The sequence below is a fragment of the Chryseosolibacter indicum genome, from assembly GCF_018598585.1.
GTDB lineage: Bacteria > Bacteroidota > Bacteroidia > Cytophagales > Cyclobacteriaceae > Chryseosolibacter > Chryseosolibacter indicus.
Map to the genome: position 1 here is coordinate 1 of NZ_JAHESD010000006.1, position 16,223 is coordinate 16,223.

Annotated in this window: 15 protein-coding genes; 5 read left to right on the forward strand and 10 right to left on the reverse strand. The window is 39.8% G+C overall.

What is annotated here, in order from left to right:
* The first annotated feature begins 259 nt into the window (after window positions 1-259).
* Window positions 260-727, forward strand: a complete 468-nt coding sequence (locus KK060_RS04245; protein WP_254152447.1) for a hypothetical protein — start codon at window positions 260-262, stop codon at window positions 725-727.
* Between the two features lie 254 nt (window positions 728-981).
* Here the strand turns inward: KK060_RS04245 and KK060_RS04250 are convergent, their stop codons facing one another.
* Window positions 982-1,956: a polyprenyl synthetase family protein gene (locus KK060_RS04250; RefSeq protein WP_254152448.1), complete on the reverse strand. Its 975-nt coding sequence runs from the start codon at window positions 1,954-1,956 to the stop codon at window positions 982-984.
* A 141-nt stretch (window positions 1,957-2,097) separates the two neighbouring features.
* On the opposite strand from KK060_RS04250, the gene KK060_RS04255 reads away from it, so the two are divergent.
* Both KK060_RS04255 and corA read left to right on the forward strand, forming a co-directional pair.
* Window positions 2,098-2,964, forward strand: coding sequence for a mechanosensitive ion channel family protein (locus tag KK060_RS04255; protein ID WP_254152449.1), 867 nt, complete (start codon window positions 2,098-2,100; stop codon window positions 2,962-2,964).
* Window positions 2,961-3,986, forward strand: a complete 1,026-nt coding sequence (corA, locus tag KK060_RS04260; RefSeq protein ID WP_254152450.1) for a magnesium/cobalt transporter CorA — start codon at window positions 2,961-2,963, stop codon at window positions 3,984-3,986. The genes KK060_RS04255 and corA overlap by 4 nt, the downstream gene beginning before the upstream one ends.
* Before the next feature lie 66 nt (window positions 3,987-4,052).
* On the opposite strand, the gene KK060_RS04265 is transcribed toward corA, so the two are convergent.
* Window positions 4,053-5,360 (reverse strand): hemolysin family protein, encoded by a 1,308-nt coding sequence (locus tag KK060_RS04265; protein ID WP_254152451.1) that lies wholly within the window; start codon window positions 5,358-5,360, stop codon window positions 4,053-4,055.
* A 62-nt stretch (window positions 5,361-5,422) separates the two neighbouring features.
* Window positions 5,423-6,169, reverse strand: a complete 747-nt coding sequence (locus KK060_RS04270) for a hypothetical protein (protein ID WP_254152452.1) — start codon at window positions 6,167-6,169, stop codon at window positions 5,423-5,425.
* A gap of 211 nt (window positions 6,170-6,380) precedes the next feature.
* Between KK060_RS04270 and KK060_RS04275 the strand changes: the two genes are divergently transcribed.
* Both KK060_RS04275 and KK060_RS04280 read left to right on the forward strand, forming a co-directional pair.
* Complete coding sequence (locus KK060_RS04275; protein ID WP_254152453.1) at window positions 6,381-7,679, forward strand: NAD(P)/FAD-dependent oxidoreductase; 1,299 nt, start codon at window positions 6,381-6,383, stop codon at window positions 7,677-7,679.
* A gap of 1 nt (window position 7,680) precedes the next feature.
* Window positions 7,681-9,654 (forward strand): KUP/HAK/KT family potassium transporter, encoded by a 1,974-nt coding sequence (locus tag KK060_RS04280; RefSeq protein ID WP_254152454.1) that lies wholly within the window; start codon window positions 7,681-7,683, stop codon window positions 9,652-9,654.
* Window positions 9,655-9,656: 2 nt separating this feature from the next.
* On the opposite strand, the gene KK060_RS04285 is transcribed toward KK060_RS04280, so the two are convergent.
* From KK060_RS04285 to KK060_RS04315, 7 genes are all read right to left on the reverse strand, one after another.
* On the reverse strand, window positions 9,657-10,124 hold the full coding sequence (locus tag KK060_RS04285; RefSeq protein ID WP_254152455.1) for a hypothetical protein: 468 nt from the start codon (window positions 10,122-10,124) through the stop codon (window positions 9,657-9,659).
* 62 nt (window positions 10,125-10,186) lie between these two features.
* Complete coding sequence (locus tag KK060_RS04290) at window positions 10,187-10,594, reverse strand: OsmC family protein (RefSeq protein ID WP_254152456.1); 408 nt, start codon at window positions 10,592-10,594, stop codon at window positions 10,187-10,189.
* 122 nt (window positions 10,595-10,716) lie between these two features.
* Window positions 10,717-11,676 carry a fascin domain-containing protein gene (locus KK060_RS04295; protein ID WP_254152457.1) on the reverse strand — a complete coding sequence of 320 codons (960 nt, stop codon included), beginning with the start codon at window positions 11,674-11,676 and terminating at the stop codon, window positions 10,717-10,719.
* Between the two features lie 228 nt (window positions 11,677-11,904).
* On the reverse strand, window positions 11,905-12,498 hold the full coding sequence (locus tag KK060_RS04300; protein ID WP_254152458.1) for a class I SAM-dependent methyltransferase: 594 nt from the start codon (window positions 12,496-12,498) through the stop codon (window positions 11,905-11,907).
* Between the two features lie 3 nt (window positions 12,499-12,501).
* The gene (locus tag KK060_RS04305) at window positions 12,502-12,894 is read right to left on the reverse strand and encodes a hypothetical protein (RefSeq protein ID WP_254152459.1); all 393 of its coding nucleotides are present in this window, start codon (window positions 12,892-12,894) and stop codon (window positions 12,502-12,504) included.
* Window positions 12,895-12,925: 31 nt separating this feature from the next.
* Window positions 12,926-13,726: a lipid II flippase Amj family protein gene (locus KK060_RS04310; protein ID WP_254152460.1), complete on the reverse strand. Its 801-nt coding sequence runs from the start codon at window positions 13,724-13,726 to the stop codon at window positions 12,926-12,928.
* Window positions 13,727-14,164: 438 nt separating this feature from the next.
* Window positions 14,165-16,222 carry an OmpA family protein gene (locus KK060_RS04315; RefSeq protein WP_254152461.1) on the reverse strand — a complete coding sequence of 686 codons (2,058 nt, stop codon included), beginning with the start codon at window positions 16,220-16,222 and terminating at the stop codon, window positions 14,165-14,167.
* Between the last annotated feature and the right edge of the window lies 1 nt (window position 16,223).

Below are 16,223 nucleotides of genomic sequence, written 5' to 3' on the forward strand. Positions count from 1 at the left end.
TATCTACACCGTGCTGACTCGGCCCCCTAGATCTTAATAACCACACGTTTACCATATTCTTTCACGAAATTGCACACTTCCGACTTTCTTTATAGACCTTTAACTTGGGTCTTTCCCCAATATTTCTTAATTTAAATGCCTTAGTTACAGCATTTTCTGTAACCTTTTCATAATTTTTTAGTCTTACATGCAACTATTCACCCTTTATGGAGTATCTATTGTTGTGTGGATCAATGACCGAACCTTTAAAGAATAAAATATGGCCTTCTTAGAAAAACTACTCGGAAAAAAGAAACCAGAATTGAAAGCGCGTTGCCCGATTACCAAAGAGCAGATAGAAAGTGGTTTCGGATACCTGCTTACAACAGCACAGGTAGTAGCCTCGAAGAAATACTGGGATATGATCATGACTGAACCTGAAACTATATCATATTCTGTTTCTCACTTTAAAAATCAGCAAAGTGGAACACAGATGCGTACACTGATATTTGAAAAGTACAGCAACATTGAAAAGCCATGGATGATCTCAGATTCATGTATCAACCTGTTTGAAAATATAGATCGCAAGTCAGCAAAAGAAATGGCAAAGAGATGGTGGGAAAGCGCTGGCAACTTCGCTCCCGAAAATTCAGGTCCTGCTTTTAAAGCGCTTGAGCCTTCTGACTTCCAATCCTGGAAAGATTACGCTGTGTTAGAAGCAGGTAGAAGTAAAGTAATTTTAAGTTAAGAAAGCATACACTAGAATTTCTCATAGATTTAGGTTAAGAAAAGCCGTTTCTGTCCCCCAGAGCGGTTTTCTTTTTTTATAATCCACCTGCGCATTTTCCTTCAAATTCCGATGGCCTTTTGGCTACCATTATCCAACCTATAGAAGATAAGTTATAGGTAGACTAATCCAGTTCCGGTTCTTAGAGGAGTTACTTCTATAAAGTATTGTACTATAATTGGGTGACGAGAACGGTTAAACTACGCTGCACTAACTTAATTAGTCCTGTCTATAGTAAACTGCACTAACTGCTCAAGAGAGTTACGATAGGGAGACTCGGGAAGTGTTCTTAATATAGCTATCGCATCCTGGTGGTAGCTTATCATTTTCTGAACGGCATATTCAATCCCGCCCGACTTCTTCACATAAGTGATAACCTCTTTTACTTTTTTAGGCTTATTGCTTTCGTTTTTGACAATGCTGATGATCCTGCGTTTTTCAAACCAGTTCGATTTGGAGAGCGCATATATCAGCGGAAGCGTCATTTTCTTTTCTTTGATATCTATGCCAACAGGTTTTCCAATTTCCATTTCACCATAATCGAAAAGATCGTCTTTGATCTGGAAAGCCATCCCTATCTTCTCACCAAATTGTCGCATCTTCTCAATAACCTCATCACTTGAACCTGCCGAGCTTGCTCCTACAGCACAGCACGAAGCTATCAGTGATGCCGTCTTCTGCCTGATGATATCGTAATAAACATCTTCAGTAATATCCAGCCTGCGCGATTTCTCCATTTGCAACAATTCTCCCTCGCTCATCTCACGAACAGCATGAGTTACAATGGTAAGTAAATTAAAATCTTTATTTTCAACTGATAAGATAAGCCCGCGAGACAAAAGGAAGTCCCCGACCAGCACAGCTATTTTGTTCTTCCAAAGGGCGTTTACTGAAAAAAAACCTCGTCTGTAATTGGCCTCGTCAACCACATCATCGTGAACGAGTGTCGCTGTATGTAGTAACTCAATAAGCGAGGCCCCTCGAAAGGTAGATTCATTAATTCCACCACATGCACCCGCACTCAAAAAGACAAACATCGGTCTCATCTGCTTTCCCTTGCGCTTTACGATATAGCTCATAATCTTATCCAGCAGCAAAACCTTGGTTTTCATGGAAGCCCTGAACTTAGGCTCGAATTCCTCCATTTCTTTCGCTATTGGTGCTTTTATGTCTTCTAAACGTAACGGCATGCAGCGCAATAATACACAACGTTTTTTAATCCACTATAATTTTTTGCTCAGTTAAGGCTTATATATTCATTAAATTCCTGTTACTTATTGCCCATTTTCATTTCGTGTTGACTCCTACTATACCTTTATTATTTTAGAACCATGAAGTTACTTGGCAATAACTGGGATTATGTCATTTTCGCGATTATTGTCCTCATCATTGCAGTGATTGTAGGTCGTGTTCTACGATACATTATAGGTGAAGGTGTTAATGGAGCCTCCCGTAAACTAAAAATTGTCGACCAGACACAGTTCAACTTTCTGAAAAACGCTGTTGAGTTTATAGTCTATATCATTGCCTTCATTGTTATCTTCGATTCCATCCCTCAACTAAAAAATTATGGAACAGCACTTTTTGCCGGTGCTGGTGTTATTGCCGCTATCGTAGGCTTTGCTTCTCAGTCTGCGTTTTCTAATATCGTAAGCGGAATTTTTATTGTAATGTTCAAACCTTTTAGTGTAGGAGATCGGGTTAGAATAGGCCAGCTCTACCAGGGTGATGTTGAAGACATTACTTTAAGACATACAATTATTAAGGATTTTGAAAACAGAAGAATTGTTATCCCCAATAGCGTAATGAATAATGAGACCATCATTAACTCAACGCTTACGGAAGAAAAAGTGCGGATGTTTATTGAAATTGGAATCACCTACGAAAGCAATGTTGACCATGCCGTAGAGATTATGAGAGACGAGGCACTGAAACATCCTGAATGTATTGACAACAGAACCGCAGAAGAAAGGAGCAATGATAAACCACAAGTAGAAGTACTGCTTATATCATTTGCTGACTCGGCACAACAATTACGTGCCTATGTGTGGGCCAAAAACCCATCAAGTGGTTTCAATATGAAGTGTGATTTGCTTAAATCCATTAAACACCGGTTCGATATAGAGGGTATTGAAATTGCTTATCCTCATCGCATAGTTTATTTAAGAGAAACACCCACGGCTGATAAAGTACTATGACTGCAAAGCATTTGCACCTCGCTCACGTAGATGAAGTGCCAAAAGATAAGGTAATACTGGAACTCATTACCTACAATAAGGAAAAGTATAACAAAGTTGAAAAATTTTCAGTAGAAGAGCTAAGTAACAATATACAGGAAGATTGTATAAACTGGATTAACCTCGACGGTCTTACCGACACTAAGATAATTGACAAGCTTCAATCCCACTTTAAACTTCACTCACTGCTTGTTGAAGATGTCTTGAATAATCAGCGTCCCAAGTCCGAAGAGTATGATGATCATCTCTTCGTTACCATGAAAATGTTATACAAGATCAACGGACCTGACGTAGACTATGAACAGATAAGCTTTGTATTAGGAAAAAACTACCTCCTCACGTTCCAGGAAAAGGAAGGTGACTTGTTTGATACTTTTCGCGAAAGAATAAGACTTGACCAGGGAAGGGTAAGAAAAAAGCAGGCTGACTATTTGTTGTACAGGCTGATGGAAATTATTGTAGAGAGCTACTACAACGTTCTGGACAATATCGGCGAACAGATTGATGATATAGAAGATGATATTCAGCAGGAAGCTTCTCAAAATACATTTACAAAAGTTCAACTCATCAAACGAGAATTAATCTACCTTCATAAAGCACTCTATCCATTGCGGGAAGCCATTAGCCGGATTATTAAAAACGAAAGTGATTTCATCCGTGACGAAAACATCCGCTTCTTCTCCGACATCAACGATCATGTTATTCATATGATTGATCTCCTGGATACGTATAGAGACCTTGCTGCCACACTTACCGATCTGCATATTAACATGCAAAATCAAAAACTAAACGAAGTTATTCGCATACTCACCATCATATCCACCATCTTCATACCCCTAACGTTTATTGTAGGTGTTTACGGTATGAACTTCGAGTATTTTCCTGAGCTTAAATGGAAATACGGGTACTTTGCTGTATGGGGAGTAATGGCAGTAATAGCAGCCTCCATGGTAGGATACTTTAAATACAAAAAGTGGTTGTAGGTCAATATCATTCCAGATGCTATTGCTCACAACCACTTTCAATGAGTAAAGAAATCTTAGTAAAACTTAATCTACAGGTTCAGCAACATACCTGTCTATTACATCAACAAGTATTATCTGGTTCTTTATTCTTTTTACTACCGTAAATGTGTAATCATCAAAGTTTATCGTCTCACCCACGTTCGGTATCCGACCTACAATGTCGATTAACATTCCTGCAAGTGTAACATAAATATCATTTTCAGGCAGGGGTCGTGGAAGCTCCTCATTTAATGCCACCAGTGTAACAGATCCCTGAACGCGGAATTTCTTATCATCTACCCGCTCTATTAAAGGTGTTTCTGAATCATACTCATCCTGTATCTCACCCACTAGCTCTTCTAGTATATCTTCCATGGTAATTACACCTTCCGTACCACCAAACTCATCAACCACTATTGCAAATTGAATGTGCTGCTTCTGAAAATCCTTCATTATATCGATAAGCTTCTTGTTGGAAGCGATATAGTGCGCGGGGCGCATAATATCCTCTATCTTCATCTCCGAACCGTTTATCAGTTTAGGAAGAAGATCTTTGGTAAAGATAATACCAACAATATGGTCAATGGTACCTTCATATACCGGTATACGGGAGTACCCATTCTCCAGAATCTTATCTATACTTTGAGCTATCGGCAACGACTTGTTAATACCAAATACATGCGTACGTGGCACCATTGCCTGCCTTGCAGAACGTTCTGCAAAATCAAACGCATTTCTGATGATCTCATACTTTCTCGCTTCAATAACACCGCTTTTCTTTCCCTGCTCTACCATCATCCTCAGCTCTTCAGGTGAGTGAACCTCTGCTTCCTTTAGAGGAGTAATACCTATTAACCGAAGTATAAAGTTGGAAAATCCATTAAGAATAAATATAAAAGGTTTGAACAACCAATAGAAAATATTCAGAGGAGCTGCCAACCAAAGCGTTGTACTTTCAGGTCTTTGTATTGCAAAAGATTTTGGGGCAAGTTCTCCGAAAACAATGTGAAGTATAGTGATAAGAACAAAAGCAGAAGGCACTGCTATTTTATGTGCAGTTTCGACATCAAGCTCAACCCCAAAGAAATGCAAGGTTCCTATCAAAATATCAGCAACAACAGACTCCCCTACCCATCCTAATCCAAGACTTGCTATAGTTATTCCTAATTGTGTAGCAGAAAGATAAGCATCAAGGTTATTTACTATGTTCTTCGCAAGGCTGGCCATCCGATGACCTTCTTTTGCTTTCAGATCCAGCTGCGAAGATCGCACCTTTACTATCGCAAATTCTGCCGCAACAAAGAAAGCATTGAGTATAACAAGAAATAATGTAAAAAGAATACTAATTAACATATAGCAAAATAAAAAGGGCTGCTAATAAACAGCCCTATAAATATCATCAAAATCTGAGAATATCAAAGACGCTTCTCAAGCTCATCAATTTTAGCCTGCGCTTCATTCTTCCCTAAAGAAAGAGCTTTCTTATACAACTCAACCGCCTCTTTAAATGTTTCCTTCTTCTTTCTAGGGGCAAGTTTTGTCCGGTTAGCCGCTTCTTCTACAGCCTGAGCCCGTGTGTAATAAGCATCTGCTTCGCTTACTTTAGATTGAATCATTAACTCTTGTACGCGTGCTTCAATAAGCGCAAGCTCTTGCGCCTTTGCATCAATCTGTGCCTGCTTGTCTGCTATCTCTGCTTCCTGCAAACCAACTGTATTGATTAGGTTTTCATTCTCGCTTCTGTATTTCTCAACTTGCTCTTGCAGCATAGCAATCTCCTGCGTACGTGTTTCAAGATCAGCTTTTAGTTTCTTGATAGTTTTAGAGAATACACTGCTGTTTGCTTTTGAATCCTTTAACGATTTCTCTAATTCAGCAATCTTTCCTTGTGTTTCTTTCACATAAGAGTTAAGGTCTTTCATACGGGCAGAATAGTCGCCGTAGGTTGTACCTTCTACCATATTAACACGAAGTAGCTGACGGCTGGCATCAATGGAATCCATCAATGTGCCTACTTCTGTTAGCGTTTCAGCCATTCTCTGGCTAGTTTCAAGTTGTTGTCTTAGGGAGTCTACCTCGGTACGTAATTGTTCTTTTTCCTTAGTATCGCAGCTTACAATCATTCCAGCTACTGAAAGCGTTAAAACAAGCTTTTTAAGCATATCCTATTTGAATTTGGGGTTATGAAAGGCAAAAATACGGGATTTTAAGATAACGAACGGTTAAGTCATCTAAAATAATAAGTAACCGTCGCTTAAGTGCATTTCGTTTCTGTTAGAGCCTCAAAATCAACATTCTAATGAAATCATTTTGCGATTGATTAAACGCATTTAAATTTGCCACCGTTTAACAACTAAGTATTTAGTATACTGAATGCCCAACTTAATTACCACGCGTATTGCTGATCTGGGCAAACCTCGGGTTATCGTTATTGGAGGAGGTTTTGGAGGATTAGAAGTAGTTAAAGGACTACAAAAAACTCAAACTCAAATCGTACTTTTCGATAAGTACAATCACCATACTTTTCAGCCGCTTCTTTATCAGGTTGCCACTTCAGGGCTGGAAACAAGCTCGATCGTCTTCCCATTTAGAAAGCACTTTTCAGGAAATACCAATTTTCATTTCAGGTTGGCGGAAGTCCAGTCCATTGACGCTGAGAAAAATTGCATAGCTACCTCTATAGGTACTATAAAATATGATTACCTGGTGTTAGCTACCGGAGCAGAAACTAATTTTTATGGACTTAAAGATGTTGAGCAGCATGGCTATCCCATGAAAACCATCATTGACTCCATAAAACTTAGAAACATCATTATCAGAAACGTTGAAACAGCACTATTGATTGAAGATAAGGAGTTAATGAACAGTTACCTCGATGTAGTAATTGTTGGAGGGGGACCAACAGGTGTAGAGCTGGCAGGTGCTGTTGCTGAATTAAAAAAATATGTATTTCCTAAAGACTATCCTGAGTTAGAGCTCGGCCACATGGACATTCATCTGATTGAAGCAACACCCCGTTTGCTCAATGGAATGTCAGACATTGCCGGAAGGAAGTCACTTGAATACCTGCAGGAGATGGGCGTTAAAGTTCATCTCAACTGCGCCGTGAAGTCTTACGACGGCCATCAGGTTGTTTTTAATACAGGCGAGAAACTCATCAGTAAAACTTTAATCTGGGCAGCGGGTGTTAAAGGAAACCCTGTTGATGGGTTAAACGCCGAGAGCCTGGGAAAAGCATCACGTATAAAGGTAGACGAATTTAATCGTGTAAAAGGTTATAACAACATCTTTGCTATTGGTGACGTGGCCCTGATGGAAGGCGATCCCCTCTATCCAAACGGACATCCGATGATGGCACCTCCTGCAATGCAGCAAGGTAAACTGGTCGCCAAAAACATTAAAAGGCTAATGAATAATCAGTCTTTAAAAGCATTCCGCTACAAGAATAAAGGAGCAATGGCTACCATTGGTCGAAATAAAGCTGTAGTCGACCTTAAAACACTCAAGTTTCAGGGCTTCTTTGCCTGGTTGGTCTGGATGTTTGTACACCTCATCTCAATAATTGGATTTAAAAATAAATTCTTTGTTTTTATGAATTGGCTGTTAAGCTACTTCTCATATGACAAGAGTAACAGATTGATTATAGCGCGACCCAAAGACGGAGTCCAGTAAAATGAATGAGGCAAATAGTTATAATAAGCATCTAACACCACTTTCAGCTGCAGGTGTTTTAATATCCCTGGGAATAATTTACGGGGACATTGGGACATCTCCAATTTATACTTTCCGCTTTATTGTCGGAACGCAGGTCATTACCAAAGAATTGATCTATGGAGGTCTTTCCTGTGTCTTCTGGACTTTAACCCTCATCACAACTGTAAAGTACGTCTACCTTGCATTAAGTGCTGACAACAAAGGCGAGGGTGGAATCTTCGCTTTGTATGCGTTGGTGAGGAGATACAAAACTTCCTGGGTTATCTATCCGGCGATCATTGGCTGTGCTACCCTCATTTCGGATGGGTTCATCACACCTGCGATGAGTGTTACTTCGGCTATAGAAGGACTTAAAGTTCTTTACCCTACAATTACCACCAATACGATTATAACAATCGTCATTATTATTCTTGTGCTGCTGTTTGTTTTCCAGCAATTTGGAAGTGGTGTAGTAGGCCGCACCTTTGGCCCCATTATGCTGTTGTGGTTCGGTTTTCTCGCCGTAACAGGACTTGCCCACCTTGTTCATAAGCCTGAGATATTAAAGGCGATAAATCCTGTTTATGCTTTCGATCTTCTTGTAAAATATCCGGGTGGTTTCTGGATTCTCGGTTCAGTGTTTCTTTGTACTACGGGTGCTGAAGCAATGTATTCAGATCTCGGCCACGTAGGGAAAGGTAACGTAAGAATAAGCTGGGGTTTTGTAAAAGTAGCGCTTCTTTTAAGCTATTTCGGCCAGGGTGCGTGGTTGCTTGAACATGAATCAAAAGTGTTAGGTAATGCCATTCCATTCTTCGAAATACTTCCGCAAACAGAAGCATTTCTTATTTTCAGTGTTTTACTGGCAACGCTGGCCACAATAATTGCCAGCCAGGCTTTGATATCCGGAACATTTACGTTGGTGAATGAAGCCATGAAACTCAAGCTATGGCCTGCTAGTCGTGTTCGCTATCCAAGCCAGGTAAAAGGACAAATCTATATTCCAGCCATTAACTGGATCCTCATGCTGGGATGCATTGGTGTTGTACTCATCTTTAAATCTTCACCACGCATGGAGGGAGCTTATGGTCTCGCCATCACCTTTGATATGCTCATGACTACATCTTTGCTGATGTATTATTTCTCGATATCAAGAAAGTCTACATTCCGGGCGCTCACACTCGCAATTGTATTTTTTTCCATTGAAGGCGCGTTTCTCATTTCGAACCTTAATAAATTTCCTCATGGTGGGTGGTTCACCTTCACCATCGCTTTCCTGTTCTTTGTAATGATGTACATTCTTGTACACGCACGGAAGCTACGCGATCGCCATACAGAATTTGTTGATTTGAAGCATTACGTAGGAATGATTCAGGATCTGCAAGCCGATACAACGGTACCTAAAGAAGCAACGAACCTTGTATTTCTTGCAATGGCAGATACCAAGCGTTATATAGATTCAAATATCATTTACTCGATCTTTAAGAAAAGGCCAAAACGAGCCGATGTTTATTGGTTCCTGCATGTTGATACAGTTGATAGTCCGTTCACCAGTAAATATGTAGTTGATACTATTATCCCGAAGAGGTGTTTCTTTGTAAGAATAAAACTAGGTTTCAAAACAGATCATCGTGTTAACCTCATATATAATAAGGTTTTACACGAGATGGCCGACTCAGGAGAAATAGATCTTACAAGTCCCTATCCCTCACTACATAAGTACAGTATGATGGCCGATTTTAAATTTATCATACTCCATTCGTGGGCTTCTTCAGACAGTGAGATTTCTAATTTCGATCGTCTTATTATACAAGGTTACAGGGCACTAAAAAAATATAGCCTTTCAACAGAAGAATTATACGGTATAGAAGCTGCCAACCTTGAACTTGAAAAGGTTCCTATACAGGTTGGGCCACAGGCAAAAGTAAAGATAAAACGAGAGCGCGAGGGTTAATGCTAGAACAACCTAATCAGCGGCCTACTCGTAAACGGCGAGAATGCCCATGGGATAGAAAGAAATATGATCACCAAAGCAATGGTAAACCAGATGGCCATGGTCTTAAACTTCTCCTTATCCGTTTGCCTGCGTTTGGTTTTAGAAGAGCCTATTGTAACAATTATAATGGCTATGACCATCATGGTAATATGTTCCATTCCAAAAAACCGGATATGGCGCTCGTGCACTGCGTGACTAAAGTTATGCAGGAAGTAGTCTACTACAGGACTCACCAGGTACAACCACACTCCTATTCCAACCTGGATATGTGCAATAGTTACCGCTGTTATTCTGATTGTATCATCAAACTTCAAATATCTGCGATTGGATAACCATCCTCTATAAGCATTAATAACAGCAATAAGCAAACTTACTAACACCAGCCAGCGAACCAGGGAGTGCGACGCTAAAAGCGGTAAATACATCATGACAATAATTCTTCAATAAGCAAATTAACTTTCAATATCATTAAGAGAAAAAACAAAACGCATCATTTCTGATTTTTTATTGTTACACTTACTCCCTTTCTTAATGTATTATGTATTTCTGCAATGGTATCCACATAATGGATAAGATCATCTATCTCCTGCTGCGAGTTACCTGATGATTTTACTTTAGTTTCATATACAATATTAGAACCTGGCTCTCCCTCTTTACCAAAATTGCCCGACACAAAAACTTCTACTGAGTCAATAATCATTTTTCTCTTTGCAGCCTCACGGTAAATATCATTGCAAAAGCACGTGGCGAGTGACAAGAACAATAGCTCACCGCCATTCACAGAAGAACCGTAGCCTTCTGTCTTTCCGGGTATTGTTATCTTTTTTTCATTATTATCTGTAGAGACAGTTATGTTGTTCTCGCGATAACTATTTTTAATGGTTGCAGTGATAATCATGGTAAGGGTCTTTGTTTTGATGATAGCTAAGGTCGGCAATTAATTGTTTCAAAACCATGCTGATACAAAAAAACCGATGCGGATTGCATCGGTCTTATTAAAACATCTTTCTAAAGAATTACCTATTGGCAATCAAGGCACATCCATTCAACAACACCAGAGCCTGAACCAAAACGTTGCATGGTGTATTTTTCAATATCAATAAGGAAACCAATGCCCCCGGCATCTGCATTTTGTGTACAGCATCCGCCGCAGTCTGAGTCAGCACACATGTCATATACTTTTACATCGATTTGCCGTGTTCCCTGTCTTAGACGTAGAGTCTTCAACCGATACGCTCCGGCATCTCTTGAATGCACTGCTGCAATGTTGTTTGCCATTACCCAGCTCTCTGGTTGCTTACCTGACACAAACGCGAACTGGCCTGCCCAAGTACATCCGTTGTACTTAATACACTCTTCACTATTAGGATCAGGGTAAGACTCAAAGTTGGTAAGGTTAGCACGGCGCCATGTTCCATCTACCGGAGGTTGTGTAGTAGTTGTACTGGTTGAAAATTTCTCCCACGCGTCTGCAACGGTTCTGTTACATGTCATGGCGGTAGTTCCATTCTCTGACGAAATGTACCTGTTGTTATTACCTCTGAATGAAACGGTATTATCAGCATTGTTCACTAACGTGAATTTCTCCCAGTCTCCTATGGTTGTGCGATTACACGTAATGGGCTGTGTTCCGTTCTCTGATGAAACATATTTACCCATACTCCTAAGGGCTACTTTCCCATTACCTGCGTCAACAATCGTGAATTTCTCCCATTCATCAGCTACTGGTCTGCTACAACGCATAGGCTCTGTTCCGTTTTCACTGCTTACATACAATCCATTTGGACCTTTCAGGGTAACTGTTTCATTAACAGCTACACGACCAGCTGCCTTAAACTTCCCCACATTATCCTTCGTGTAGTCACTACCCTCTTCCAGTTTAATTGCATCATCAGGATTTACCTTTTCATTACAGGCAAATAAAACGGACAGGATTGCCATGAATGCAAGTCCCTGCCATGAAATCATAAGTTTCTTCATAAGTTTGATAACGTTATTGGTGGCTTACTAATATTAATTACAGTTTCTCACTGTATGGGTAATTAAGATGTGGGAACCGTTGTTGTTTATCAAACTACTTTCGACTATTGACATCAGTCAATTATTAAATGGCAAGGTAAAATTATTGAAAGGTAATTCAGGCAGCTATTATGTATATACCATGCGTTGCAACACTTAGTTCAGCTCACAGCTTACCTTACTATTTTGCTATTTACGTTGAGCAATCATGTAAACATGACTTAACGGATATTGATCAAGTTCAAGGTGCCTACACAGGCAATCATTATCAATGATCACCTTCTGGTTGCCTTCTATTCCTATAGTACTGTAATAAAACTTGTCGTTGTGCCAATCGCTCTCATGCTCTCCATAATCATCTCCAAAGGTATGGATGAGAATACCTCCTCGTTCGAGCATATTGCATAGCTTTGTGAGAACAGGAACGTGCATCTTAAAGGGTAAATGAAAGAGGCTGTCCCAAGCAACAATCAGATCATACTTCTTTTCGGACTGCCAGGTACAAATGTCTCCTACAACAAAATCAACATCGGGATGGTTTGCTTTCGCGATGCTGATCATGCTTTCCGAAACATCAATCCCTGTTATCTTAAATCCCTCTTTCAGCAACTCGGTAGTAATTCTTCCTCCGCTGCCACAGCCCACGTCTAAGGCAGTACCGTGATTTTTGCAATAGCGAATGGCCCTCTTCACCTGTGCAAGACCATATTCTGAATGAATATGTGTGCTACTCCACCAATGGGCAATCTTGTCATATTTTTTACCTGTAAGAAGAGGCTCCATACACTAGGCTTCATTTTCCTTTAAGGGATGTCTAAAAAACACAACAGCAAAGCATACTGCAAAAACAATGTAAGCAATTGTCGGGATAAGAAAATAGCTATTATTGATTGAGGTATAGCCTTTGAGTAAAGCGAGACTACCTATAGTAAAATGAGCAAGGTTACCGATAGCAATAGGCCTTCCGTAAATCCCTCCAATTAAATTTGCCTTTGCTGTCCAGTTCACCATAGCAAAAGCAAAATACAAAGCTCCTAGTATTTGTACAGTGAGCACTTCTGTTTGAACAGGTGTTGTTTTATTAAAATACCCAAGTAGCTCTTGTGGCAAAAATGAAAGAACAATTCCTGCTACTCCCATTACCACAGCACTTAAGGTCATCAATATTTTTGTATTCATTATACTTGCTAATCAATAATTTAAAATTCACCTATATCCACGTGGCTGTCCAGGCTAATATTTTTGAAGCCGGAAGAAAGAGTATCTGGGCCAGCAGCGTACCAAGCAGCCGTGCAATCATTGTATAAACAATGTGTTTTTTGAAAGTATCCTGAGAACATGTACCCAGAATAACATCATCCGTCATTGAGGACAGATATGGATCAATAAAGGTAAACAGGATGATGGTGGCAAACCCATTGATGAATGCTGACAGGTTGCTGGCTGTTGTTCGGTAATCAGGATTTGAATAGGAGGCATATACAGCTGATAAAACCCCTATGGTAAGAATGCCTACGGCCACTACATTTAGAATAAATATCTTCCAGGGAAAATCACGATCGAGCTTTATACCGGTGATATTCTCCTTATTTGGCATCGTAAGATTTTCTCTGAAATAAATGATTCCGCCTTTGGATAGTCCGTGAAGTATCAACTTCGGGATTGATCTATGTTGACTAAAATTCATTACTGCTTTGGATAAAACACGTTGAAAGGTAGGCACCAGTAAAGCCCCAATGATGGTTCCTACAGAACAGGATAAGATAATAAGCCGAAAGAGCTCTTCATTGTGCGATACACCATTCTTTATATCATTCTCTACCGTCTTGGCAAGCAGAGGTGCCTGAAACCCGTTGGCGGTTCTTGATATAAGGACAAGAATGTTAAACAACGCAAATGAGATGGCTACCCGTCCGGTGCGCACGCCTACAATTCGCACTGCATACGAAAGGGTACTTATAAGGTTAATTACAAACGTTAAGACCAGTACGATTACTACCTGAGTACTCATTTACTTCTTTTGAGCTATAAGTTTAACATATTTATAATGCCCCTACAATTATAATATTGCCTTATCCTGGGCAGAGGCCTGTTTTCCCCTAGCTCAAAAATAGAATAGCACCAGGCAACCAGTCTGCCTAGTGAAAAATATTTCTACCTTTTTTAGGTGTTTTTAACCCGTGTTTTTCAATTCATCTTTTTGAAAAGTAGCGGTTATCCTCGGGATATCTACGGGATATCCTGGGGATATCCTGCGGTTATCCTGCCAACAAGGTGGGAATATTGTCTGAATAAGGGTTAAAGCGGAAAGAATTAGGAATATACTATTCGCGGATAGCGGAGCGCTTTCCTTCAAGCTATATGGAAGCTGTGAAAAAACAAAAGCTTTTAAATAGCATGGCTGTTCGCAGGCACTATTTAAAAGCTTTTTAAATTAAGCTAAATACGATTAGTTATCGAGGATAGTAAACTCCACCCTTCTGTTTTCTGCTTTACCCGCCGCTGTTTTGTTAGAAGCTACAGGTTTGTTAGAGCCATATCCTTTTGCAGACACACGGCTCTTGTCAATTCCTTTACTTACGATAAAATCGGCCACAGCCTGTGCCCTGCCTTGCGACAGCTTCTGGTTCGAAGTTGCATTTCCAACATTATCAGTATGCCCAGCTATTTCAATTTTTATCAGTTTGTTGTTGTCCAGGAAGTCTGCTACCCTTTCAAGTTCTGCATATGACTCCTTCTTCAATACTGATTTTCCTGCGTCGAAGAAGATGTTCTTAATCTTGATTGACTGCCCTACTTCAACGGGAATAACAGCCAGGTCTTTTGAAATCTTTAAATTTCCTGACGCAGAGGCCAGGTCAATGGTTTCGAAGACAGGATAGAATCCTGGTGCTACTACGCTCACTACATAACTTCCTTTAAAAGGAAGACGAAGCTCATAAATCCCCGTAAGGGTATCAATTTCAGGTACTGCAGCTTCAAATCCTTCAACCACAATTTTTGCGTTCTTCAGGTTTTCTATTTTACTCTTTGTTTTGGAATTGATAACTACACCAGAAATAATCGCCATCTTTTCTTCCAGAACAAATAAGTCTGCGTTGATTTCTTTATACTCATTTACAGAAGATAAATCTACTGTCTTTGCAACCGACTCATGCTTTGCAGCTTGCAATTTAAACTGATAAGAAGTACCATGATTTAATTTAACTTCATAAGTACCCTGTTGAATATCGGTTTTTAATGAATCTACTACGGTATTATTAATCGTAATCTTTGGATTAAATTGGCTGTCAAGAGGCTTGCCTGTATCCTGTACAAGCAATTTACCCTTCACCAACACATAAGGGAGTGGTGTAATCCTTAGGTCAGCGTTCTGCTTGGAGAACTCTTTCACTTTAGAAACATCAATAACCGTTGCTGATGATGTATAGTTATCAACTACTGCCTTTAGCTCATATACCTGACCAAGTCGGAGTTGTATTTTGTAGGTACCTGACTCGTTATCAATAACCAAAGAATCTGGTTTACTTCCGTTGACTGTTATAGAAGCATCATGCCCTACTAACGCTGCATCTGTTTTTGAATTTCTAATTGTTCCTTCTATAACCACAACTGGGTTTTCCTCAAACAATTTGATTTGAAACAGATCGGCATTGGTTCCGCTTTTAGCAGTAGATGAAAAATATCCCCAGCTACCGGTGTTGTTCGTTTTAAAATAAGATTCCCATCCCGGTGAGTTAATGGTATCACTCAGTACAACAGGTTTCGACCATTTCTTCATCTCGTTTCCAGTACGGGTAGCCCTATAAATGTTATAATTACCTTTCTTTGCCCTGTCGCTGGAAAAGAAAAGTGTTTTGCCATCTACAGAAAGGAAAGGTGCTTCTTCATTGGCGCCACTGTTAACACCCTTGAGTTTATGGGGTCTGCTCCATCTGCCACTCGTCTTCAGACGTGTATAGTAAAGGTTGTTCTTATTGCCATTAAAAGCTTTTGAATAGCTTAACAAAATAAACTTACCATCGCCTGACATTGAAGCGCTGCTTCTCATCCCTCTGTTCTTCTTAGAAAGTTTACTCACTTTAAGCTTCTCCGGTGAAGACCAGCTTTCTCCGTTTTTGCGTGAAACAGATAAACCGCGCTTCTTCCAGATATTTCCTTTCTTATTATATATTCCGTTTAAAAGAAGCGTATTGCCATCTGCTGAAACAGACAAAACAGAATTATACCTTCCAATATTCAACTCATGAATTCTTGATGGCGTGCTCCAGATGCTATCACTTACCCTAGACGCATACCATATATCCTCGCTGTCATCACTTCCAAACTTATTCTCCGGATGGTTTACACGAACAAAGTATAATGCTTTTCCATCGGAAGAAATTACCGGGTTAATTTCATGATAATCAGAATTAACAGACGGCCCCAGGCTTTTAGGCATAAATGAAGACTGTGCGTTTGCAATGCTAACAAGCAAAACAAATCCAATTAATAGCGTAAATCTCATC

Excerpts from the sequence above, each read along its gene's own strand:
- KK060_RS04245 (WP_254152447.1), top strand. The coding sequence starts at position 260 with ATGGCCTTCTTAGAAAAACTACTCGGAAAAAAGAAACCAGAATTGAAA.
- KK060_RS04250 (WP_254152448.1), bottom strand. The coding sequence starts at position 1,956 with ATGCCGTTACGTTTAGAAGACATAAAAGCACCAATAGCGAAAGAAATG.
- KK060_RS04255 (WP_254152449.1), top strand. The coding sequence starts at position 2,098 with ATGAAGTTACTTGGCAATAACTGGGATTATGTCATTTTCGCGATTATT.
- corA (WP_254152450.1), top strand. The coding sequence starts at position 2,961 with ATGACTGCAAAGCATTTGCACCTCGCTCACGTAGATGAAGTGCCAAAA.
- KK060_RS04265 (WP_254152451.1), bottom strand. The coding sequence starts at position 5,360 with ATGTTAATTAGTATTCTTTTTACATTATTTCTTGTTATACTCAATGCT.
- KK060_RS04270 (WP_254152452.1), bottom strand. The coding sequence starts at position 6,169 with ATGCTTAAAAAGCTTGTTTTAACGCTTTCAGTAGCTGGAATGATTGTA.
- KK060_RS04275 (WP_254152453.1), top strand. The coding sequence starts at position 6,381 with ATGCCCAACTTAATTACCACGCGTATTGCTGATCTGGGCAAACCTCGG.
- KK060_RS04280 (WP_254152454.1), top strand. The coding sequence starts at position 7,681 with ATGAATGAGGCAAATAGTTATAATAAGCATCTAACACCACTTTCAGCT.
- KK060_RS04285 (WP_254152455.1), bottom strand. The coding sequence starts at position 10,124 with ATGATGTATTTACCGCTTTTAGCGTCGCACTCCCTGGTTCGCTGGCTG.
- KK060_RS04290 (WP_254152456.1), bottom strand. The coding sequence starts at position 10,594 with ATGATTATCACTGCAACCATTAAAAATAGTTATCGCGAGAACAACATA.
- KK060_RS04295 (WP_254152457.1), bottom strand. The coding sequence starts at position 11,676 with ATGAAGAAACTTATGATTTCATGGCAGGGACTTGCATTCATGGCAATC.
- KK060_RS04300 (WP_254152458.1), bottom strand. The coding sequence starts at position 12,498 with ATGGAGCCTCTTCTTACAGGTAAAAAATATGACAAGATTGCCCATTGG.
- KK060_RS04305 (WP_254152459.1), bottom strand. The coding sequence starts at position 12,894 with ATGAATACAAAAATATTGATGACCTTAAGTGCTGTGGTAATGGGAGTA.
- KK060_RS04310 (WP_254152460.1), bottom strand. The coding sequence starts at position 13,726 with ATGAGTACTCAGGTAGTAATCGTACTGGTCTTAACGTTTGTAATTAAC.
- KK060_RS04315 (WP_254152461.1), bottom strand. The coding sequence starts at position 16,222 with ATGAGATTTACGCTATTAATTGGATTTGTTTTGCTTGTTAGCATTGCA.